Origin of the sequence: Lagierella sp. ICN-221743 (assembly GCF_037890055.1) — a bacterium.
Lineage (GTDB): Bacteria > Bacillota > Clostridia > Tissierellales > Peptoniphilaceae > Mediannikoviicoccus.
Window position 1 is genome coordinate 31,231 of sequence record NZ_JBBKBD010000011.1, and the last position, 23,420, is coordinate 54,650.

Annotated in this window: 9 protein-coding genes; 3 read left to right on the top strand and 6 right to left on the bottom strand. The window is 34.6% G+C overall.

What is annotated here, in order from left to right:
- Nucleotides 1-627: 627 nt before the first annotated feature.
- Nucleotides 628-1,899, top strand: a complete 1,272-nt coding sequence (locus WKS98_RS06350; protein WP_498917875.1) for an ATP-binding protein — start codon at nt 628-630, stop codon at nt 1,897-1,899.
- 631 nt (nt 1,900-2,530) lie between these two features.
- Here the strand turns inward: WKS98_RS06350 and WKS98_RS06355 are convergent.
- Genes WKS98_RS06355 through WKS98_RS06370 form a run of 4 tightly spaced genes read right to left on the bottom strand, consistent with a single transcriptional unit; the run spans nt 2,531 to nt 3,721 of the window.
- The gene (locus tag WKS98_RS06355) at nt 2,531-2,674 is read right to left on the bottom strand and encodes a YvrJ family protein (RefSeq protein WP_237036835.1); all 144 of its coding nucleotides are present in this window, start codon (nt 2,672-2,674) and stop codon (nt 2,531-2,533) included.
- A 45-nt stretch (nt 2,675-2,719) separates the two neighbouring features.
- Nucleotides 2,720-2,938, bottom strand: a complete 219-nt coding sequence (locus WKS98_RS06360) for a DUF2922 domain-containing protein (RefSeq protein ID WP_498917877.1) — start codon at nt 2,936-2,938, stop codon at nt 2,720-2,722.
- A gap of 32 nt (nt 2,939-2,970) precedes the next feature.
- Entirely contained in the window at nt 2,971-3,168 is a 198-nt protein-coding gene (locus WKS98_RS06365) for a DUF1659 domain-containing protein (protein ID WP_498917878.1), read from the bottom strand.
- 31 nt (nt 3,169-3,199) lie between these two features.
- Complete coding sequence (locus WKS98_RS06370; protein WP_498917880.1) at nt 3,200-3,721, bottom strand: sigma-70 family RNA polymerase sigma factor; 522 nt, start codon at nt 3,719-3,721, stop codon at nt 3,200-3,202.
- A gap of 196 nt (nt 3,722-3,917) precedes the next feature.
- Here WKS98_RS06370 and WKS98_RS06375 point away from each other — a divergent pair, with 196 nt between their 5' ends.
- Nucleotides 3,918-4,373, top strand: a complete 456-nt coding sequence (locus WKS98_RS06375) for a hypothetical protein (RefSeq protein ID WP_498917881.1) — start codon at nt 3,918-3,920, stop codon at nt 4,371-4,373.
- Between the two features lie 473 nt (nt 4,374-4,846).
- Nucleotides 4,847-5,134 carry a GIY-YIG nuclease family protein gene (locus tag WKS98_RS06380; RefSeq protein WP_498917883.1) on the top strand — a complete coding sequence of 96 codons (288 nt, stop codon included), beginning with the start codon at nt 4,847-4,849 and terminating at the stop codon, nt 5,132-5,134.
- A gap of 915 nt (nt 5,135-6,049) precedes the next feature.
- Here WKS98_RS06380 and WKS98_RS06385 read toward each other — a convergent pair.
- Together WKS98_RS06385 and WKS98_RS06390 are read right to left on the bottom strand one after the other, a co-directional pair.
- Nucleotides 6,050-7,807 (bottom strand): SpaH/EbpB family LPXTG-anchored major pilin, encoded by a 1,758-nt coding sequence (locus tag WKS98_RS06385; protein WP_498917884.1) that lies wholly within the window; start codon nt 7,805-7,807, stop codon nt 6,050-6,052.
- Between the two features lie 210 nt (nt 7,808-8,017).
- Nucleotides 8,018-22,438: a SpaA isopeptide-forming pilin-related protein gene (locus tag WKS98_RS06390; RefSeq protein ID WP_498917885.1), complete on the bottom strand. Its 14,421-nt coding sequence runs from the start codon at nt 22,436-22,438 to the stop codon at nt 8,018-8,020.
- Nucleotides 22,439-23,420 lie beyond the last annotated feature (982 nt).

Genomic DNA, 23,420 nt, shown 5'->3' on the forward strand with positions numbered 1-23,420 from the left:
TCCCCTTTTTCTTACCTTCCAAACGATTCAGGACTGGCCGTCCTGAAAACCTGCTTAGTAAGAAGTAGAAAATCTTGTTGGATTTCCTTTTAGTGCCTTTCGGCACATAATGCATTTTGTACATCTTCTTCTTAGGAACGTTAGACCGCATACTGTCATCCTGAACGGAAAATTTGCGTAGCAAATTTGTAGCTGAAGGACCTCGAGATTTTCTTTTAGAAAATCTCGCTACTCCACGACACTAATCACCCCCCTACCACCATAGGAATGTAACTCTCCGTCGTCTCCATACAAAAACATAACAATTTGCCAGACACTGTCTAGCAAATTGAAAACAAAATTTTTATTTCTTAAAAATATTCCTTATAACGTATCGCTCAACATTTCTATAACAAAAAAAAACGAAGGACCCCTCCCTCGCTTAATTTCTTCACGAATTTTATATCATATCCATAATAAAATGCTTTTTTCTTAATAATATCGCCAAATACTGGAATGAATTATGTCCAAATACTGGAATGAATTATGTCCAAATACTGGAATGAAACATAGCCAAATACTGGAATGAAACATAGCCAAATACTGGAATAAATGATATAATATCCTTAAGAAAACCAGGAGGATACAATGAAAACTTACTTACCAAGAATAACAGATCAGTTACTTAAAGATAGACTAGAAGCAAAAGGCGCCGTATTAATCCAAGGACCTAAGTGGTGTGGAAAAACTACAACAGGAAAAATCCATGCAAAAAGTTTTATCGAAATAGACCAGCCCGAATTAACAAAACAATATCAAACTATGGCAGAAGTCTCTCCCAGACAATTATTAGAAGGGGAAACTCCAAGACTTATTGACGAATGGCAACTGGCACCAAACATATGGAATGCAGTGAGATATGAAGTGGATCAAAGGGATGAGTTTGGACAATTTATATTAACAGGATCAGCCGTTCCAGCACAATTGGATGAATCTATGCATACAGGAACAGGAAGAATTTCACGATTGAATATGCGAACCATGAGCCTATACGAATCAAAAGATTCAACTGGAAATGTGTCTTTATCCGACCTATTTGAAGATAAAGATATAAGAGCTACTAACAATACAACTCTAGAAGACATTGCTTTTTTAATATGTAGAGGTGGCTGGCCAACGTCAGTAGGCTTAGAAAAAAAACCTGCCCTATTCCAAGCCATAGATTATTATGATGCAGTTGTTTCAACTGATATAAGCAGAGTTGACTTCGTAGAAAGAGACAAAGAAAAAGCGAAAAGATTACTTAAGTCCTATGCTCGCCACGTTGGAACACAAGCTTCACTAGAAACAATAAGGCAAGATGTACTAGCCAACAACATTGATAGCTTAGATGAAAAAACTATGTACTCTTATCTAGATTCCCTGCAAAAAATATTCGTTATTGAAGACTCAAAAGCTTGGAATCCCAACCTAAGATCAAAAACCTCTATAAGAACAACCGATACAAGATATTTTCTTGACCAATCAATTGCAGCCGCTGCCCTTGGAGTTGGACCAAAAGATTTAATAAACGATTTAAACACAATGGGATTTTTGTTTGAAAATATGTGCATTAGAGATTTAAGAGTTTATGCAGACTATTTAGATGGAACAATCTATCACTACAGAGATAAAAACGGCTTAGAATGTGATGCTGTAATTCATCTAAGGAATGGATTATATGGTCTTATTGAAATTAAATTAGGAGGAGATAGTCTAATAGAAGAAGGAGCCACAAACCTTAAAAAATTAGCAGAAAAAATTGATACAAAAATAATGAAAAAACCTTCTTTTATGTTAGTTTTATGCGGAAAAGCTCCATTTGCCTACAAAAGACCTGATGGAGTTTATGTTGCACCAATAACATCATTAAAGCCATAATAAAAAAGAAGTGGGATGTTAGCGATTAGAATATAAGATTGTTTTTTGTCTTGGAATGAATAACATTACGAGGTGTAATATTTCTAGGTCGGAATAAAACCTATGAAATGCAACTATAAAAATACAAGAAAATCAACAAGATTTTCAACTACTTCCTTTGGGGTTTGGGGAACCCTGTTTTAGACGTGAGATGTGAGAAGTTGGAAGTTAGAGAAATTAAACGATATACATCATGTGCCGATAGGCACAGTGTAGAAAGCCTTAGCTTTCCTACAGCTTTCAATACGGGGTCTTGGAGCTGGCCCCAAGTCGTTGGGAGATAAAGGGGGTGCAAGGGGGAAATGGCCCGATAGAAAGCGGTTCCTTTTTCCCCCTTGGTGGAATAAAAAATGACATTGAACAGAAACAAAAATGGTGGTAGGGCAAAACCCTACAAAACATATTTCGAAATTTTGCCGAGATTTTCAATGAAAATCTCGAGATACTTCGACTCGCTACGCTCGCTCAGTATGACAAAGGGGGGACTTCACTTCGTAGGGCAAAACCTACATAACATATAAATAAACCTCGAGCTTTTTTATAAGCTCGTAAAAAAAGGATGTGTCAGATTAACCCTGACACACCCTCTTTTTTACTGTAAACCCTCAATGACTATGGCAAGTTCCTTTATGCTCTCCGATAGCGTTTCCAACTTCGACTCAATTCTGGTAATTAAAAACCACGAAAGAACTATTGGAAAACCTATATTGGATACATATTCTAATAACTCAGTCATATCTTCTCCTTTCCATAGTTAAAATCCGGCATTACGCCGGACTAACTAAAATATATTAAAATCTTGATAAGTTGTTTCAACAACCCTCGCTTGAACGGCCTGGTCAAGAACTCCTCTTTTGCCCTCAAGCACCTTGCTACTTGCAATCGCCACAACAGCAGCCTTTACCTTTTCATCAGTTAAACCTTCCTTTATATAGTCAAGTCTAACAATACCACTGTCATTATGATCATTTTTAAACTTCATAGAAAGATACTTTGCCATCTAATTCACCTCCTTTTTTCATTCACTCAAAACTACTCAATAGTTGATTCAACAACTTTAGTAGTTTCTACCTTAGTTCCATCAATCAGTTCATATAGACTTGATGCAACTAACTTTAAATTGTCGTCACTAGCTTCTTTAGAAATATTAGAGATAGTCTTTGACTTCATTCTAGTCTTGCCGTCTCTGTCCACTTCAAAGCCAAGTTTCATCTTTACGCTCTTTAGCATTGCTTTCACCTCCTAATTGTATATTCCAAAATTATAAATTTTTACCATTCAATAAATATTTTTTCATTTTTTCAAGTGCCATAGTCTTAGTATTAACCACAGTCCTATACTTAACACCATAGTTTTTAGCAATATCAGAAATGGATTCCTTCTTTATATAGAAGTCCAAAAGCACATTCCTCTGCCTATCAGTTAAAGTTTTAATACTTTCATAAAGAGCCCTATACTCTTCCCTCACTTCAAAATCCTCTTCAATATTTGAAGGATCCATTAAAGTGTCCATCAAAGTTAAATCATCCTCACCAATAGGCTCATCCAAAGACAAACTTTCCTTCACCTTATTCTTGCTAATATAAAAGAAATAAAGTCTCGACTTCAAATAGCCACCAAAAGAATCATTCCTTTTAACATCATAGTCCCTTAAAGCTTCACAAACCTCCAACACACCCTCATCATATAACTCCTCAAACTCATGGGGCTTGTTATAGTACCTGTTTATAGAAGAAACTATAAGAGGATGGTACTTCCTTACAATTGCATCAACATTTTCCATGTCCTTGTTTTCAATAATCTTTTCAATCTGCATATCAGTTTTCAAAACAAAACCTTTCTTGCAGCTGCGTTAAATTCCCGGGTGCTTACATAATAAAGCCAACAACAAAAATTAAAAAAACAGGAATAAAAGAAAAATAAAAGGAATATTGACTAAGAACATATGTTCTGCTATACTTTCCTTAAGGAGGTTTTATATGCTTTTTAAAGAAAATATAGTAGCAGTCGAACCAATATATGAAAAAGGATTTGGAGATGCCACAAAAATATACCTTGAAAATGGCGAGACTATAATCGACAAAAGAAAGATAAATACAGTGTTAAAAGAAATAGCAAAAACAGAACTAATAGATATGAAACAAGTACACGAACTAATAAAAAAATATTCTTCACTAAAAAAGTCCCTTCCACACGTCTTTGACAAAAACCACATTTACATTGGAATAAAGACAAGAAAACCGATTTGCAAAAATGATGGAACCCTTGCCTTTGTAAACTTGAATAAAATAAAAGAATGTAACGATGGAATATTGTACTTAAAAAATGGCGCAGAAATAAAAGTTTTAGACAATAAAACATTAGTAAGAAAGAAAATAAACGATGGAATACTTTGTGGGATACTAGTCGAGGACCGAAGGCGGTTTACGATGTAGGTTTCACCTACAACCGTTATAGGTTTGTTTTGTAGGGTTACGCCCTACCACCTTTATTATTTCCATTATCATCCTTCCTTTAACCAAGGAGACAGCTAAGAAACCTTTTCGTATGGTTTCTATCGCTTTCTCCTTGAAATCCTCTTTTTCTTACCTTCCAAACGATTCAGGACTGCCGTCCTGAAAACCTGCTTAGTAAGAAGTAGAAAATCTTGTTGGATTTTCAACTTTTTTTAATTATGTTTTGGAAATTTTCGTCCTACCTAGAAACGAAACCCCCTTCGCTATGTCATTCTGAGCGGAAATTTTTACGAAGTAAAAATTGAAGTCGAAGAATCTCGAACACTTTTTTTCAAAAAAGTGTTCGCTAATGTCTCATAATATGTTATGTACGGTTACGCACTATAACTTCACCTAACCCCATAACATATTACCCATGATATAATAAAACCACAAACCACCAGGAGCGACACATGAAAAACTACTACATTTACATAATGGCAAATAAAACAAACACAACCATTTACATTGGAGTCACTGGCAATCTAATCAAAAGAGTGTGGGAACACAAAAACAAATTAATCAAAGGTTTTACAACACGTTACAATGTAGAAAAGCTTGTTTACTACGAAGAAACAACAGACGTTAACTCTGCAATAGCAAGGGAAAAACAACTCAAAGGCTGGACAAGGAAAAAGAAAAATCAGTTAATTGAAAGTATGAATCCAAATTGGGATGACTTATATGATGATATTTTATAGGGGGTAAGCCTCGCTGCGCTCGGAGATGTTTCGACTCGCTGCGCTCGCTCAACATGACAGGGCAAGAGTAAAACGAGATCCTTCGAATCGCTGACGCTCCCTCAGGATGACATTTATAATAGTTTCTCCCCAGAACGAAGTCAATACACCCCCGTATTGTCATTCTGAGCGGAAAAATTTCGAAGAAATTTTGAAGTCGAAGAATTCTTGACCTAATAGAAGACGAAGTCTTCGTTGTAGGTCAAATGTCGATCTCGTTTCACTTTCTGAAAGAAAGTGTCAGAAGGCGACCTCGTCTTTCTCCCCTCGACATAAAACCAATACCATACCACCATAGGAATGTAACATCCCCGCTCTGTCATTCTGAGCGTAAATTTTTACGAAGTAAAAATTGAAGTCGAAGGATCTCAAAAAGCGTTAGCTTTTTGCTACATCTTCTACAACATCTCACCTCATACCTCTTTCAATCACTAATCACCCTCTACCAAGTACAAAGTCAATACACCCCCGCTCTGTCATTCTGAGCGGAAAAATTTCGAAGAAATTTTGTAGTCGAAGCATTCTTGACCTAACAGAAGACAAAGTCTTCGTCGTAGGTCAAATGTCGATCTCGTTTCACTTTCTGAAAGAAAGTGTCAGAAGGCGACCTCGAACACTTTTTCTAAAAAAGTGTTCGCTAAACCCCATAATATATTTTCTAGGTCTATACATTACATCTCTATCACCAGGTTTTAACATGAACTTTCTTAAGAAAGTTCATGAGATGTTTCGACTCGCTACGCTCGCTCAACATGACAGGGAGAGAGTAAAACGATATCTTTAGAGTCGCAGACGCTCCCTCAGGATAACAGGGGGTTTTTTGTTGCACACAAAAAAGAGAGCCTTTCGACTCTCTTAATCATTTAATATTAACTATTAAATTTCTTCAGCTTCTCTTTTCTTCATAGCAACTACTGCGCTAACCATTAGTGCAATACCAACTGCTGCGAAGATTATAGTACCGATACCACCAGTTTGTGGGATTTCAAGTTTTTTATTCTTGATTTCTGTGTGTGTACCATTTGTTGTATCATCAACAGCTTTGTTGTTTTCAATTTTTACTGCACCTGTTTTATAAGAATCTGGTGTAATTTCAAAACCTATTGGTTGGTCAAGTTTTGCATATCCCTTTGGAGCTTGAATTTCCACTAATTGATATTCATTCAATTTAGTATTTTTATCAAGTTCAACTTGATCTATATTTTGAGGTTTACCTTTTACTTCATAAGTAAATTGTAATTTACCAACTTCAAATACACCATTAGATGGTTCGAATACTGTTGCATCTTTTTCTTCTTTTACCCAAGAAATTGCACCTGTTGTGTCATCTTTCTTTAGATATTGTCCTTGTTCTTCTGTTCTCTTTGTATTTTTAACTACGAATTTTGCTCCATCAAGAACTGATCTATCAGCAGAGTCAGTCTTAACGAATTTTCTTTCTCCTGTGAATACTTTTGGTTCATCAGATTTCTTTTCTTTGTCTTCTCCGTTACCATTATTCCATTTTAAAGTATATTCGTTAGGGTTTCCTGTGTCTACTTTTGCTTTATCATTTAAAGTTGTGTCAAATTTAACAGAAATTTTTGGATTTGTAATTCCTTCGATATTAGCTGCTATCTTAGCAATACCAGCTTTAGTAAGTTTTACTCCAAATGTTCTTGTAGCAGTATTATAATTTTCTATTGTATAATCTGTATTAACATCTAGAGTTTTTTCTAAATCTTTAAATTCAGTTTTATCTCCACTACCATATTTAACTTCGATATTTCCTACATAGTCTAACATTTCTTTTAAAGTATCTGAAAATTCAAATTTTGTGTAGTCTTTTATGTTTGATGGAATAGTAGAGTTCATATACCATGTTACTGGATCACCAACATTGTGAGTGGCATGTTTATTTACAAGGTTTCCAACTGTCTTGTCTGGACCTGGTTCATTACCAGTAACGTTCTTTGGATATGTGTGAACATTCTTTAACCATACTGTACCCGGTTCATATGATTCATTATCAACTATAATCTTGCTTATATTTGTAAGTGGTAATGTGATACCAAAAGGTACTGCAATGTAAGATGAAATATTATCTGGTGCATCTGGATCAGTTGTGTCTTTTTCATATCCAGTTTCTATAAACCAGTAGTTTCCTTCTGGAAGATCAAGAACTTGTCCATTTACAGATAAAATACCTTTTTCTCCGTTTACTGTAGCTGTTTTTGCGTCAGTTCCAGTAACACCTGTAACGTGAGCAGTTACTTGAGCATCAGTTTTGAAGTTTCCAGGATTTTTAACCATTTCAGCAAATTTTGCATCGTTATCAATTTTGTAGTATTTAAATTTAACTCCATTAAGTGGCTTTGGTGTTTTACCAAGCTCAGCAAGTGCATCATTATCTAGTTTACTACCGTCATGCTTTTTACCTGTATTTGGAACAGTAAATGAGCTTGATTGTAACTTGTGTACATATAGTTTTGTGCTTGTAGGTTTAGTTTTAGAAATGTCTTCTTTTTTAAATTCCCCTATTGTTGCGTCGTTATTTGCCGGTTTGTCGTCGCCTTCAGCAAACACTGGTGCTGCCACTGCAAACACCATTACTAATGCTAATAGCATTGATAATAATTTTTTCGTTTTTTGCATTTTTTCTCTCCTTAATTTTGAGTTTAGTAAGTAATAAGATCATTACTTTCGGTCTTTGTGGGGAAGATGGTAAGAGCATCTTCCCTCCTTAAGGCCTTTGACTGTTTTCACAGTCCATAGAAATTAATTATTTTGCAATTGTCTCCCATAACAGTCCGTAGACTGTTACTTATCTTCCCTTTGGTCTTTCGACCCCTCGGTGATAGTCTTTTATTCTATCACCTTCTTTCTTTTATATCCTATATAGGCTGCAGTCATTAATCCTGCTCCTATTATAGCAAATATCAGTGCGCCTATTCCACCGGTTAGTGGGTATTCGGCTTTTCGGTTTTCAACCTCAATAGGTTTTGATAAGTCTACAGTTCCCTTAGTTGTAAATGAGTAAGAGTGATCCTCGTAGGCATCTCCTTTAGTACCTATATGGAAGCTTCTGTCTTCGTTAACCTTATCTCCTATAACTACCTTTGATCCAATATCTAATTGTGTATTTAAATACAATGTAGATGACATTCTAAATACAATAGCCTTATCTGACTCTATAGAATCTGTAGTTGTAGTATTATCACCTTTCAATAAATCGTATAGATTTATTTCTTGACTGCCCTTTTTACTATCGTAATTTTTGCCTAAGTCATAGGTTTTTAGAAGTTTTTCTGCACCGTTTTTGTTATCTATGGAATATACTTCAATTTTTAGGCCTTGCTTTGGACTAAATCTATTATCCCAGAATTCAGATCCTAGAGGTAATCCAGATAATGTTATCTTGGAATTATCTTTTGGATAAGATATATTTTGATGGTCTGAATTAAACTTCATAACAATACTTGTGGAATATGCATTTTGTAGAGTATCATTACTAAATCCGTAACCTTTTTTCTTTGAAACTTCCATTGAAGTCAAGTACTTTTCTTCTTGGATTTTACCATTTACTACTTCGAATTCTTTTACATAATCCCTTGGTGCAATATATCCCTTAGGTGCTTTTACCTCTTTTAATGCATAGTATCCTGAGTCGCAGACGTTAAATTCTACTAGACCGTCTTTTCCTGTGGTGAACTTATCTGTTGTTGCTTCTTTGTAACCATCTGGAACATTAGCTCCTTCTTTTATGACAATTCTTTCAGTTATACCATTGTCTGTTTTTTCGTAAATTTTTAGCTTGATATACTGTTTATCATCTTTATTGGCTTTATACCAAACTTCAAATTCTGCACCTTCTAAAACAGTCTTCTTTGTTTCGTCAACTTTCTTGAATTTAATTTTTTGTAACTTTTTATTGACTATGTTGATTGGAATAGTTCCTTCAACTTCTTGGAAGATATCTTCTGTTCCCTTTCCATCTGCTTTTGGTACGGTAACTTTATGATAAATCTTTCCTGATTCGTCAACTTTGAAGTAGGAAACTGCCTCATTCGGTTTGATATAACCTTCAGGAGCTGTAGTTTCTAATAACTTGTAGTAACCTTTTTCAAGCTTTTCGTAAGATACAATACCATCTTTATCAACAGGTTTTGCATTTCCAATAGGAGTCCACGAAGCATCTGGTTTTTCTGCTGTACCACCATTTTTGAAAAGCGAGAAGTAAGCGGCATCTTTTATGCTATTATTTTCTCCCATTACAGGTTTTATAACTTGACCTTCTTCATCCACCTTCTTAAATTGAATCTTATTTGATGGATTTACTGCACTTATAGTTAGTTCTGCTGATGCTGTATTTGTACTTTCAAATTCGAAAATCCAATCCGTTCTAGATACACCTGGGTACTTTTCTGTAATATATCTTCCATATCTATAACTATAGAAAGTATTGTAGTTGTATATGTCTGATATACCTCTATAAGATAATAGGTTTTTAGTATCCATAGTACCTGTGACTTTAATAATCATTGGACCATATACATCAAGCTTGCCAATTTCTTGTTCTTCTGTTGATTGATTAGCTTTTATAGTTGTTGGTGGCATACCTCCAACTCTTCTTAAGTTTGGACCATTTTCATTAACTGCGAAAGACTCTGGCATACTTCGAGCTATTGCTTCATTACTATTATCCCATAGTTTATAATAGGTGAATTGTAAGTCTTTTACATCTATACTTGGTGTGTATTTGAAGTATAAGTCTTTACCATTGTATTTTCTATCTCTATTTACATAGAAGTAGTGGACAAACTCACCTGTTTTTGGATTGTAGTGGTAAAGCTTAGATGCCATATTGATAGAGTTAGTGTTATCTGATCTTTCAATTGTATCCACAACATATTTTACATATATGTTTTTATAGTTGTCTTTGTTATTTTCAAGTCCAATTCCAACATTTTGATTGCCTGATTTTGTAACCTTGTCTAAGGTTATATGTGCAGTAATCTTATTTTCAAAGTTCAATAACTTATATTGTTCAGCATATTTTGTAAATGTGTAAGTTATTGTTCCTGCTTGCTTGTTATAGTCTGCCTTGGCTATTGTACCAACGCCATCGGCAAATAGGTCTAAGTTATTTGAGACATTTTCTCTGATACCGTCTAGGTCGATGTTATCAGATAGTTTTAGCACAAAGTAGTCTCCTGGTTTTATCTCAATATTTGAATCAAGGTTAAATTCGTTATCAAATTCTAAACTTTGTCCAATGTGAGGTCTGATTACTCTATTTTTTTCTGATGATGTTGCTTTTGCATCATCTGGGTCTGGCCTTAAAACTTTTAGTTCAGATTTACTTATGTTAATCTTACTTGTCAAGTCATTACCAGTTCTTGCTATGTCGCCAGCGTATGGATCTAGTGTTTTACCACCAACTGTGAAGTGCCATACTTGACCAGGGTTAATATAACCTTTTGGAGCTTCTACTTCTCTTAGTTCGTAGTTACCAATTGGTAGACCGTCTATTACAAGAACACCATCTTTATTTACAGTTCTTTTATATACTGCATCTTTTACAGGTTTTCCATCTGCATCTTTCTTTGCACTTATTCTGATAGCTTCGAATTCTGCACCAGGTAATAAGTCTGTTGCTTTTAATGCCTGACCACCGTCGTCAAACTTCTTGATAGTAACTTTACCTTTACCAGGTTTCTCGTTTAATATCTTACCCATGTTCTTAGCTGTTGCTGAAGTTACATAGTCGACTAATGATCCACCTGATGATCCAGCATTACCATATTCTGCTACATAGCCGCCTGGTTTATATTCAAGTGAGATATAACCTTGGGCTCCTGAAATAATTCTTCCCATTGGTTCTTTTGTTTCTGGATCCAAATAATTGGCTTCCTTTAGTGGAATTTCTTTTGGCTGTCCAGTTGTTTCATTTTTAACCTCACTTAGAATTATACAAGTGTCGATGTTGAATTTATTTTCATCCTTAACTAAGTCTTTGAAATCGTAGACTTTGTTTGTAGTATCGCCTTTGATTTTAGCCTTTGCTGTATTAAGAGCTATCTTTTCTTGGTTATATGGGTCTACTATTGTTAAGTCAACCAAGTCTACTTCTTTTTTAGTTCTAGGGTTGATAATCTTACCAGATCTTGTGTCAATTTGTTTAATTGTAAACTCTAGTAGCGGTCCTTCTATTGGCTTGTAGCCTTCTGGAGGAGTAACTTCTAGTAGTCTATAACGACCTGGTTCTAGTCGTCTGAAACCAAAGTAACCGTTGAAGGCTGACGCTACATATGAGTCATCAAGGTCATACCAGAATGAACCTTCCTTCTTTTGTAGTTTAAATACTGCACCTTCAAGTCTGTTAGCATTAAAGTCCTCTTGTTTGTTAGGATCTGTTTGTTGCTTAGCATGCTTTGAGAAGGTAATGTTGTAAGTTTCATCTTCGTTGGTTATTGTCATTCCTTCTTGAGGTACTGTCTTAATTACATTTGAAGAATACAAATCTTTGATGTTTGCCTTAGTATATGAAGTTTGAATTGGTGTAGTATTAGCAGTGTTTTTTGGGTTGGTTGGATCAGATGCTAGTACAATTTGTCCTGCTGGATAATATTGTCCATTAATTGTAGCACCTTTTCTTAACCACACAGCGTACTTTTTATTATCACTATTACCATAGAACCATTCTTTAGCTTTTGCTTCTCCGTAATAGTATGTGTAGTATGCATATAATGCTTCCATACCTTGTTGGTAAGCTGCATCCCTCTTTATTTGATTACCTTGTTCGTCAACGCCAATATCTTTATCATATTTCCATCCAAGACGTCCGTTTTTAAATGTTCTTTGCGCGAAAATCCTTTCTCCACCATAGAAATCTATCTTTAGTTCTATTTCTCCAGGATCTTTGATGTTGTCATCATAGAATCCTTCGATATCTATGAAGTAAACTCCATCTTTATCTAAGTTGATTTGGTCTTCGTCAAAGCCCCAGTCAAATGGTCTCCACCTTGCAGTGTTAACAACTGATACATTGGATTTTCTTAAGTCGTAATCCTTTAGGATTTCATTTATATTTGGATTTTCTCCTGGATTTGAAACTTTGTAAGTTGTTCTGTATGCAGTCTTTACACCACCACTTGTTGTCTTTGGAGGTTGTGAAGGTGTATCAATTTCCTCTCTCTTAGTAGTAGGAGTTATTTGAACGTTGACCTTGCCATCGTATCCTCTAGTATCAACATAAATTCTTTGGACGAATGTCTTGTTTACTGGGTCAATGTTTTTGATTATTGATTTGTACTTAATTGTTTCACCAGGTTTAGTTTCTCCTGCCTTTGCTCCATCGGATGATAGATATGAAGTAGATGAATGTTTTGGACCACTTTGTGTAATAACAAGTTTACCACCTTCTTCTTTTACTTCAAGCTTCCAAGGAGCTGCTGGCTTCTTGTAACCTGCTGGAGATTTTGTTTCTGTCAACAAGTATTTGCCAACTTGTAGCTTGACAGGTTTTCCATCTTGACCTACAAATGTTACGTTACCATCTTTATCAGATTCTGCTGTAACTTTTTTAAAAGTACCATCATCTTGAGTGTAGTCTTCATTTGTCTTTTTAAGCTCAAATTGCGCACCAATTAATGGTGAATCTGCTGTACTTTTCTTATAGATTTTAAGTTCGATACCCGTTTGTTCATTGGTAATTTGTGCAAATTTACCTTCTGGAATTTCCATTTCATTTTCTCCAGGAGTTATCGGTCCTACTGAAACAAAGTTTGCAGATACATTTACTGCAGAATTTGGCATTGTAAACTTGTTGTCTGTAACTGGTATAGTGTTACCATTTGCATCAGTAACGGTGTATGAGTCGAACTTATATCCATCGTTAGGTCTTGGAGTTAATGTAACTATTTCATTTGGTCTTGCAATTACCTTATTAGCTTCTACAAAACCATTATTCGATTTAAGAATATTTACTGCATTAGTTCCATTTAATATAAATTGAGTTTCTGCAGAAACAGTTACATCAGCATCTGGCATTATGAAATATCCAGTTGTTGGACCAGTTTTAGTAAATTGTAAATCTTTTAGCGTTGTTAAATTTCTAGCGTATATGTGACTTAGTACATATTTGTTGCTATTCATAGTTACGCTTACATCGACTCTTTCTCCTACTTCGACCGAATTAATAGAAGCACTCTTTGTTGGTTTAACAGTTATTGTTCTTAGTGGATCATAGTTAATGGATATTTCATGGGTTTTTGGTTGAGGTTGACTATCTGGTTCAAATTCTGCATTAATCCAAACGTCATAACTTGGCATTATAAATGTATTATTTGCGTCAACATTTACTGGGTTCTTACCGTATTGGTCTGTAACCTTAATAGATTTTAACTTATAGTTAGGGTTTGGAGTTGCAGTTATTTTAACAGGTTTTCCAGCTTCTGACTCGTCTTGTACAGTTATACTACCATTATTAATATTTGCAACCTTATTAATTTTATAAATTTTTGGTTGAGGCTTTGTAATATTTACATAGTAAGTTGTTGTTTTACCTTGGTACGTAATTGTTAGAGGCTTGTTGCTTGCAGGATTTGATGAGTCAAAGCCTGAAACCATTGCAGGACTTACATTAATTGTCTTTTTGCTTCCGTTAGACATTGTCGCTTCAATAGTTAGGTTGCTAGTGTCAAGAGGGTCTCCTACCATATAGTTTGTCTTATGGTTTGTACTATTAACCCTTATGCTTGTAAGAGTTACTGACGCTTCCTTCCATTGAGCTGTAAATGTGTAGTCGTTATCTATTGTCACATAAGTTCCTGGATTATATTTATATTCATATCCATTTTCATATATAGTCCAAGTTCTAAATATTTTTCCTGGTGGAGGTGTGAATGAACAATCTGGTATCTGATATTGTCCTTTATTAACAACTTGCTTGTCCATTGTCCCGCTACCACCATTTGGATCAAAGCTTATTATGGCTTTGTTTGGATCCTTTTCAAATATTGCATAGACTTCTGCCCTAAAGTTACCCATTGGGAAAGTCATTTGTCCATTACCTGCATAAATGGCTTGTGTATAGTCAGATCCCGGTCTGTTTATATAAAGTTGTTTTAGTCTATAACCTGGATCTGCTTTTACAGTTATAGTAACATCTTCATACTGTCTTGCTTTGTCCTTATCGCTTGTAACCTTACCATTTTTAATATCAGGATCTATTATTATAGGATAAGTTTGGACTGGCTTAAAGGTAGCAGTAACGTTGATATCTTGATTAGCCATTTTAACTGTAACTTTGCCTTTTTTACCAGCTTCTGTAGCATCTATTCCTGCAACATTCAAGCTTTCAAGTTCGTATCCTTGATTTGGCGTTACTGTTAATGTAACTATTTCATCATTTGCTGCTTCATATATATCAGCTGTAACTTTACCATTTTGAATATTAGGGTCAATGTTTACCTTATGCTTAACTTGAATGTTTTTATTAACTCCATCTTCGTTTGCATAGGAGTCCCCTGCCCATGATTTATTTGAGTTATCGTATGGACCTGATTTATTACGAAATTCATAATCTGCTCCTAAACCGATAGAACCATCATCTGCATAGGAAGACTCAACTTCAACCAATATTGCTTTGTTAGCTTGGAGTGTTGCCTTAATCCTCATTGGGCCAGTACCGTTTCTTTCTTGTCTAGGAGTTATTTTAATTTCTTTTTTACCAGTAATATTATCTATTGTTGAACTTTCATCAACTTCATAGAATTTTACATTCGATATTTCTTTGGTTCCTAGTTTTAAATACAGATCATTTCCTGGTTCTGGCTCTCTATGGATTTCAATTTTACCAGCAAAGCCTCTGCTTCCTGGTTTAAACAAGAATATCTGTCTGAATCTATCATCTTGTTTATTTATCTCAGTGATTTTTGTTTCCATGTTATTTGCAGTATGAGTTTTGTTAGTTCTACCTTCAGACTTACTTGGATCAACAGCTTCCCATACTCCAGCTCCAACTTGTTGTCCTACTAATTCATCGCCTATTTCTAGTCCACCCATTGCCATACTAAGTGTGTCAAGATGAGCTGATCTTAATGCTACTGCAAATCTGCTAGATTGTTTTAGATTTAATTGAGATACTGACACATTTGCGTTACGACTTGTTCCTGAAGATGTTTGATTTTGCTTTATAAATACTTTACCTTCATCTGTTATCCTAACTGTCCAGTCTACATTTGACTTTTCATAACCTGGCGCTGGATTATTTTCTTCTAATTTGTAGGTCCCTGGTTTAAGTTTGTCAAATGATATCAATCCTTCAGAACCTGTTGTCATGAATCTTTCTTCTTTACTAGGGTCTGGCCCTGTTAGTTTAAATTCTGCACCTTGAATTACAGTCTTTGGATCATTGTTTTTAATTTTCTTAAGTTTAAATCCAAAAGTCTTTGATTCGTTGGTAACGTCTAGTGAGCCATCAGCTATATAAGAACCTTGGATTCCAGTAGATTGTTCTATTACTGGTCCTGATTCTTTTATTATATTAACTCTTTCATAGTAGTCGGACTTCCAGTAGATTGTTCCATTTTCAGTCCAGTCCATACCAGTACCAATGCCACCAGATTCTGATTTATATGGTACTTTAATGTCCACAACTATTGGTTTGTCAGTTGCTGGGAAATCAAGACTTAATCTGTCCGGTTCTCCATACCTACCTTTTACTGCTTTTGCAGAGTCCATAACAGAATCCGTTATATTTTCTGCTCCGTATTCAGCAAGTCTGATGTCAGAGATTTCACCTGTGACAGCTTTGTTGAGTTTAAATACTTGGTAATCTGTTCCAGCTACTGCCTTTCCGTTGTACCAATCCATGTTTTGATATTCTATTTTCTCTCTGTGGATTGTTCCATTTGTCTTTCCTATACTTTTTGCTTCTGGGTTTAGTACATATCTTTGGATAACATAGCCGTTTTGTTTGTCTTTCTTTATGGCTACAATTCTTGTTCCCATCTTAAATGGTGTTGGGAAGTTTCCTGTCCAGTCGGTACGTCTATTGTCATAGAGGTTCCAACCGTCTAGGCTTCTTCCTGATACGTTTACCCAGTTAACTCCTTCTTTTTCTATAATAGAATTTAGGCTAGATGGGTTGTCAGATTTTTCTCTATAGTTGTAAACTTTCTTATTGCCATCAGCATCAATTACAAGAACCCATTTCTTGTCAAGCTTCTTGTATCCTGCTGGTGCTTCAGTTTCTTTTATAACATAAGTCTGATTTCTTTCTAAAGCAGGTTTAAATGTTACAATACCTTTTTCATCAGATGTTCCGCTTGAAACTTCTTTTGTCTCGTCTTTATCCATTATTACAAACTTAGCATCTTTAAGTGGTGTTCCGTCAGATTTTTTCTTGTAAACTTTGAATTCTTCTCCAACTGGCTTGTTGGTTACAGGAATTACAATAGTATCTTTACCTATCAGTTCTGTTCCTGTTCCACCAACTTCTCTTATAACCACATTTCCATTATCATAGACAACTACTTGCCATCTTCTATTTGATTTAACGAAGTCTTTTGGAGCTTCAACTTCTTGAAGAGCATATATTCCTGGTTCTAGGTTATTAAATTCTACTATACCATCTGAACCACTATATCTATTAATGGTTTTGCCCTCTGAATCTCTTAGTTCAAAAATAGCGCCTTGTAAATCTTTACCGTCAGCTTCATTTGTCTTTTTGATTTTAAATGAACCTGGTACATACTTTTTATTAATAAGCTTGATTTTTTGTGTGTAGAATTTAGGAATTTCTTTTCCCGTTTCTGAACCTAGAGCCCAGTTGTAGTTACCCTTTTGGTATGAACCTGTATGTCTACTACCATTTGATAGGTAGTATCCAGTCCATAGGTCTTTAAATCTCTGTTCATCTGTAACCTTAAAGGTTTGTACTATTACATAACCTTCTTTACCGTTAACTCTTGGAACGTTAATTTCTAGAGGGTGCTGTTCATGACCATGGTCCAATAGACCTTCATAAGATTTTAAATATTCAGGTCTATAGGTAACCCTAACGTCCCCATCAGACTCTGAAAATCCATTTTTAGAATTCACATTTGTCTTTGAATAAACTCTAATGTAGTTTGATGGATCTTGTTCTGGTCTTATACCATAGGATAATGGCATTAGACTTTTCTTAGTTCCTTCATCTCCATATACCTTATATACTTTTAAGTCGTTAAATTCAAAGGCAGGACGTCCTTCCGCTTTGTAATATTCTAAACCTGGTCTAGGTTTCTTCATTGACAACCAGTCAAGTCTGATAGTTCTTTGTCCACTAGACATATTTGTTGGATTGTAATAAGAAACAGCTTTCATGTAGATGTTTCCATCGTTTCCCTTATAAATGTCTGTTATATATTCACTTGTTAAAGGTCCGCCTCCTCCTTGGGAGTCATAAGAATAGTAGTCGGTCTTAACATTAAAATCTATGACTTTTTTGTTTGACGCGCTAGCTTGTGAATCGTCTGGGTCTACTGTTATTCTAAAATTATATCCAGTATCTTTATTAGTTTGAGTAGCAAAGTACTTGTCTGGAATTATACCTACTATTTGAATTGATGCGTTTACATTTTTTGCATCATTTTCAAAAACATAGGTTAGGAGATTAGTGTCATAGTTAAAGTATGGCTTTGCTATTAAATTTCCATCTCCATCTTTTAAATCTGGTATTTCATAGACATATCTCTTGAAGTCAAGGTTGCGGTCAAATTGAATCTTAAAGTTACCACCTTTAACAGCATTTGCAATATTATAAGTTCCGCTATATCTGTAGGACTCTATACCATAGGCTTCCCAAACGCCCCCTTGCCAACCTATACGACCATCGTCTGGTTGTGTTTGTTTTTCTTGAAGCGTTATACCTTGGTCAACGACAGTTACTTTCAATTCTCCTCTATTTTGTCCTACTTCAACGTCTTCAACGATATAGTCAATACCATTTATCGGTGTACCATCGCCATCTTTGAATCTAGCTTTGTAAGTTACCTTGCCATCTTCAGAAACATTTACATCAAATACAACATTTGATTTCTTATAGCCTTCTGGCGCTTTCTTTTCTTCTATAATATACTTTCCTGGAGCTTGCTCATGAAAAGATGCAAGGCCCTTTTTTTGTCCTTCTTTATCAGATTGTGACTGTACATCAATTATAGGATTACCTTTTGAGTCTTTAAGGGTAAATGTTGCACCACTTAGACCATCAATTCCATTTTCAGCAACTTTAGTAAGTTCTACTGGTGATTTTTTAAAAGCTTCGTTTGTAATGTTTAGTGTTACTTCATCACTTGTAGGATTAGTTCCTGAGGTATCTGATGATTTAGTTGATAAACCAATGGTTTCTTGAATTTTCGCTTCATTTGCAACACTTGTATTGTCTGTTAACCAGTCGTAAGATACTGTACTTGTGTTAGTTCCACCTGTTGCACTTACTTTTACTAAAAATCCCCAGTCATTTTTAAATCTTGTTGCTGGAAATTTTATTTGGTATCCAGTTTTTCCTGTGAATGAGTCTTTAACATTACCTTCACCTGTAATAGTTTCTGTCCCTTGACTTGAAACATTTATTACATTGTTTCCCGTAACTTTACTTGCGGTTTGATTTTGCATTTGGCTTCTAACGTCGTATCTCTTTGATGGTGATATGTCGATAACTTGCACATCATTAATTTGTCCGCCACCTGCTAGATTTAGATTTAGTCTAGTATTTTTATTTGTACTTCCATTAGATACGTTAGCTTCTGGTTTTAGGTAGATGTAAAATTCTACATTTCCATTTTGGTCAATGCTGCCATAGTGCATTGCATTCATATAGGATGGATAGGAGTAGTGTCTAGTAGTAACTGTTGGAACTTTACCACCTTGCATGGAAATATTATTTCCTGACACCGAAACTTTACCATCATATGACACAGTGATTAGTTTAACATCTTGATCTAATTTGTATCCTGCCGGAGCCTTGTTTTCTGTTAAACTATAGGTTCCTGGGCTAATGTTTTTAAAACTTGCTCGTCCGTTGGAATCTGTTTCTAGAGTTATAGTTTCCTTTGAGCTTTGTAAAGTAAATTTCGCTCCAGAAAGTTTCTTTTTAGGGTCCTTGCTATCTGTTTTTATAATTGTAAAGTCAGCGTCCTTTCCGTAAGTGGATTCTGCTGTCATTATGTTATAAATATGATATGACTTATCTTCTAAAGAAAAGTAGTTATACTTTTCCTTGTAAGTGTATTTTTTTCCATCAATAGTTGGTCCTTCAGGAAAAGTTTGAACTATATTTGGAGAAATTTTAGTTTCCGATCCATCATTCCCAATTTTCCAAGTTTTAACAGCTGGAAAGTTAAATATTCTATCAGTTTTACCAGTTTGGCCTTCACCAACTTCAATCGGACTTGATAAAGTATTTCCATTAGCATCTTTAACTTCTATGGTTTGATTAGGCATTTTTTTAGTGCTATCTATACCAGACCATGTTTGTTTTATTTTTATTGGTTGGTATTTATTGATATTTACACCTGAAAGTGAATATCCTGCTTCTGAATCTGTTATGTCTGTATTAAATTCATAAACTGCAATTCTACCTGGAAGTTGTTGACCTGACGGGTTGCTTTCTTTATCAGGAATTTCATTAATGCTTATGCTTCCATCAATACCAGGATTTTCAGTTTTAATAACCATTTTACCAGTGTCATAATCCAGACCATAGACTGCCATCTTAGAAGATGTTAAGGTTTGATCTCCTGTTAACTCTCTCTTAGCAATTGGTAGACCTTTGTTTTTATCCTCTGTAGACACTTGATCTGTTACCGTCCATCTAGCTGTGGTATCTGATGAAAATTCACCTAAGATTGTTGTTCTGTTGTTAATACCAGCACGTTTAGAAGTTGTATCTTCCATATAAGACTTGTTATCTGCTGCGTCATAGATTAATCTTACTGCACCTGTTTTCTTTATGTTATTAAGAGCAACAGATAGGTCTAGAGCATATTTTTCTTGAGGATTTGTTGTGTTTGTTTGAAATGTGTAAAGAACGTCTTTTGTAGAATATTGTAAGGTGTGATTTTTTGATGCTACTATACCAAACTTTCCTTCAATCACATTTCTTGACAAACCATCAGCTGATGATGTTAGTTCTTTACCATTTAATAATAGATCTTTAAGTTCTCCTAAGCCTGATCCCTTTACCAATGTTGCGTTTGAAGATAGGCCTAAGTCTTTTAAATCTTTTGTTGATGTAAATTTAACTGACCATTTTACTGCTACAAGTTTTCCGTCTTTTACTATTGGATAACCATGAGCATCCATATAAACTTTGTAATTGCTACCTGGTTCTACTATTTGTAAAACTTGGTGGCCGTCTGGCTCTGTAATTCCATTAACTACATCACCATTATTATTAACTATTACTTCTGGAAGTTTAACAGGTCTTACTACACCTAGTCCAGATATAGAGTTATTAATAGGGTGAGTTTCCTTTATTCCATCTAGTTCATTTATCTTGTCGACATTGTAGTCAACATCTATAGCTAAAGGAATTTGTAGGTTTTTAGCTATTTGATTTTTAACTGTATATTTAATTGTATTTTTGCCTTCAATATACTCTGGAGCTGCTAAAGTTGTTCCATCGTTTACTATATTTGGAAGAGTTGTTCCTTGCTTTACGGTAAGTCTTTGGTCTAGCTTAATTTCGAAGAATTGTCCCGGTTGAATTGCCCCAGTTATAGTTGAGGTATCAAGTCTAGTCCTTATTGTGAACTTCTTATTAGCTAAGTTTTGTGGACTCGCTCCAACAGGGTTGTTCATAAAGATTTGTGGTCTAAAGTTTTCATCGGCATCTTTTGCTATAAGGGCTTTTATGGCGTCGCCATTGTCGTCCATTAGCTTAAGTTGTTCTTCTCTTGAAAGTTCATATTTTTCTCCAAAACTATCTAGAAGGTTTTGAATTTCTACTAGTCCGTTCTTTTCGTCTTTTAGTGCAGCTTTTAATTCTTTGTCTGCTTTTTGTAGGTCTGTAAGTCCGAAAAGTTTTTTAATTCCTTCTACTAAACCCTTTTTCTCTTCTTTATTATTAGGGTCTTGTTGGGTTTCTTCTTTTGCTTCTTCAACTGCTTTTTCAAATTCTTGAACTTTTTCGTTTTCTTTTGTAGCAGCTTCTGTTTCTTCTTTATTTATTTTATTTTCTTGAGGAGAGTTTTCTTTTTCTGTTTCTATTACAGTTTCTGTTTCTTTGTTTTCTTTTGATTCTTCTGTAGCATCTTTCGCTTCTGTTTCTGTTACAGTTTCTGTTTCTTCTTCTACTATAGTCTTACCAAGTTCTTCTACTTCTGTTTTGTCTTGGTCTTTTTCTAGTGAAGTTATTTCTGTTAAAACCTTATTGCCGTCTTTAACTTGTTTTGATGCAAGTGTAAAGATGTATTTGTATCCTGGGTCTAGTTCCTCTAGATTTAGTGAAGTCACTTTGTTTTTGTCTTTGTGCGCTTCTTCTAGAACTTCTTCAAAAACTTTTTCCACTGTGATAGCGTCTTCGTCTTCTTCTCCAGAATATACTTTTTCTACTTTCTTAATGTCTAAGTCTTTTAATTCTTCTTCGCCTTTGAAGTTTAGTAGAAGTTTTTCAAGGTCTTTTAAACTGTTTACAAAGATTTCTTTTGTTAGTTCTTCTGCGTCTCTTTTAAGTGTAAGGTTTTCATTCTTTGTGCTTTCGTATTTATTTTCTAAGTCGTTTATAACTAGTGGTACTGAAAGCTCATCATGGTCCTTGTAGTTTATTTTAAGTAGTGCTTCTACGGGTTCTAGTTCTTGGAGTTTTTCTTCTTTGTATAACTCGTAGTTTTCTCTATACTCTTTTATGATTTTGTTTAGTTCGTCTATATTGGAGAATTTTTCTAAATCTTCTCCTTTTATAATAGAAACTTTTCCTTTTTCATCTTTTTCTACAAATGTGTAGTTTTTGATGTCAAAGTCGTCTTTTGAACTAATCACAAAAGGTCCTCTTAGAAATGCAAAGCTATCGTCTTCAAGTCTGTTGACGTAGTTAAGCTCTAGGGGACTGAGTTTCTTTTTTATTGCAGGGGAAATTATGGTTTCCGAAGAGCGGTCTTCTTTCGTTTCCTCTGTCTTTGTCTCTGTTGGCAAGTCGTTGGTGTTTTGAATTGCCAGTACCGGTTGTACAAATACTTGTAGAACAAGTATCAAACTTAGTAGGCCCGATGATATTCGCCTAAATGTTTTACTGTTCATGTCTCCTCCTGAAATGTTTTCTATTTTAATAGGACTTGTTTTATCTTATTAAAGCTGTAAGATATGTCTTGCATTAAAAATTCTTTTTAGCTGCAATGAATTAAATAAATTTAGGTAAAAAAAATTACAAGAATTGCTAGATGAATTCTTTTTTTAATCCGCTTTTTTTGATTTTAAATTTTTGTTGAATAATATAGAAGTAAAATTTTAAGATTAAAAATTATGTATGTGTTAATTGGAAATCTTAAAACTTATCTAAGTCACTCCAATTATTATTCATATTTTATTTATAATTCTAGTATAAACTACTGAGTGAAAAAATCAAGTTTTTGCATGGATATTTAACAATTTCTTGTTGTTTTGTGACTTTTTTGTAATATTTTTATTTTATATGTTATTTTTTTAATTTTATGATTTTTGTTTTAATATTGCTTGTTATTTTTTTCAATTTTACCTCTGCACTTCTTTATCTAACTAAACATTTGTGTCTAGAAGTTTGTCTTAGTTTAAATATTGATATGATTCACATTTTGCACGAGTTTCATTTTTTAGTTTTATTGTAATTTTTCTTTAGAAATATTGTCTTTTTTTGTTTTAAGCAAAAAAATTTTAAGGTTAAATTCAAATTTTGAAGATTTTTTAATAGAGATTTGAGTGATGTTGATTATGGTTATCAAGAGAATTTTTATACTTTATTTTTGATTTTATTGCATCCCCGGGGTAAAGTCGATTGAAGGAAGGGCGAAAAGTGGAACGAGATTGACATTTGACTGATGAGAGGTAAGGAATTGGAAATACAATCTCATGACGAGAATTAACGGGAGTTTCTAAAAGAAACTCCCGAGATGTTTCGACTCGCCTTGCTCGCTCAACATGACAGTACGAGGTATTGCATTCCTAGGATGGTATGGGGTTATTTCATGTCGAGGGAAGAAAAACGAGATTCTTCGACTTCAATTTTTGCTTTGCAAAAATTTACGCT

What these genes read in the sequence shown, in the direction of transcription:
- WKS98_RS06350 (WP_498917875.1), top strand. Translation starts at nt 628, where the DNA reads ATGAAAACTTACTTACCAAGAATAACAGATCAGTTACTTAAAGATAGA.
- WKS98_RS06355 (WP_237036835.1), bottom strand. Translation starts at nt 2,674, where the DNA reads ATGACTGAGTTATTAGAATATGTATCCAATATAGGTTTTCCAATAGTT.
- WKS98_RS06360 (WP_498917877.1), bottom strand. Translation starts at nt 2,938, where the DNA reads ATGGCAAAGTATCTTTCTATGAAGTTTAAAAATGATCATAATGACAGT.
- WKS98_RS06365 (WP_498917878.1), bottom strand. Translation starts at nt 3,168, where the DNA reads ATGCTAAAGAGCGTAAAGATGAAACTTGGCTTTGAAGTGGACAGAGAC.
- WKS98_RS06370 (WP_498917880.1), bottom strand. Translation starts at nt 3,721, where the DNA reads ATGGAAAATGTTGATGCAATTGTAAGGAAGTACCATCCTCTTATAGTT.
- WKS98_RS06375 (WP_498917881.1), top strand. Translation starts at nt 3,918, where the DNA reads ATGCTTTTTAAAGAAAATATAGTAGCAGTCGAACCAATATATGAAAAA.
- WKS98_RS06380 (WP_498917883.1), top strand. Translation starts at nt 4,847, where the DNA reads ATGAAAAACTACTACATTTACATAATGGCAAATAAAACAAACACAACC.
- WKS98_RS06385 (WP_498917884.1), bottom strand. Translation starts at nt 7,807, where the DNA reads ATGCAAAAAACGAAAAAATTATTATCAATGCTATTAGCATTAGTAATG.
- WKS98_RS06390 (WP_498917885.1), bottom strand. Translation starts at nt 22,438, where the DNA reads ATGAACAGTAAAACATTTAGGCGAATATCATCGGGCCTACTAAGTTTG.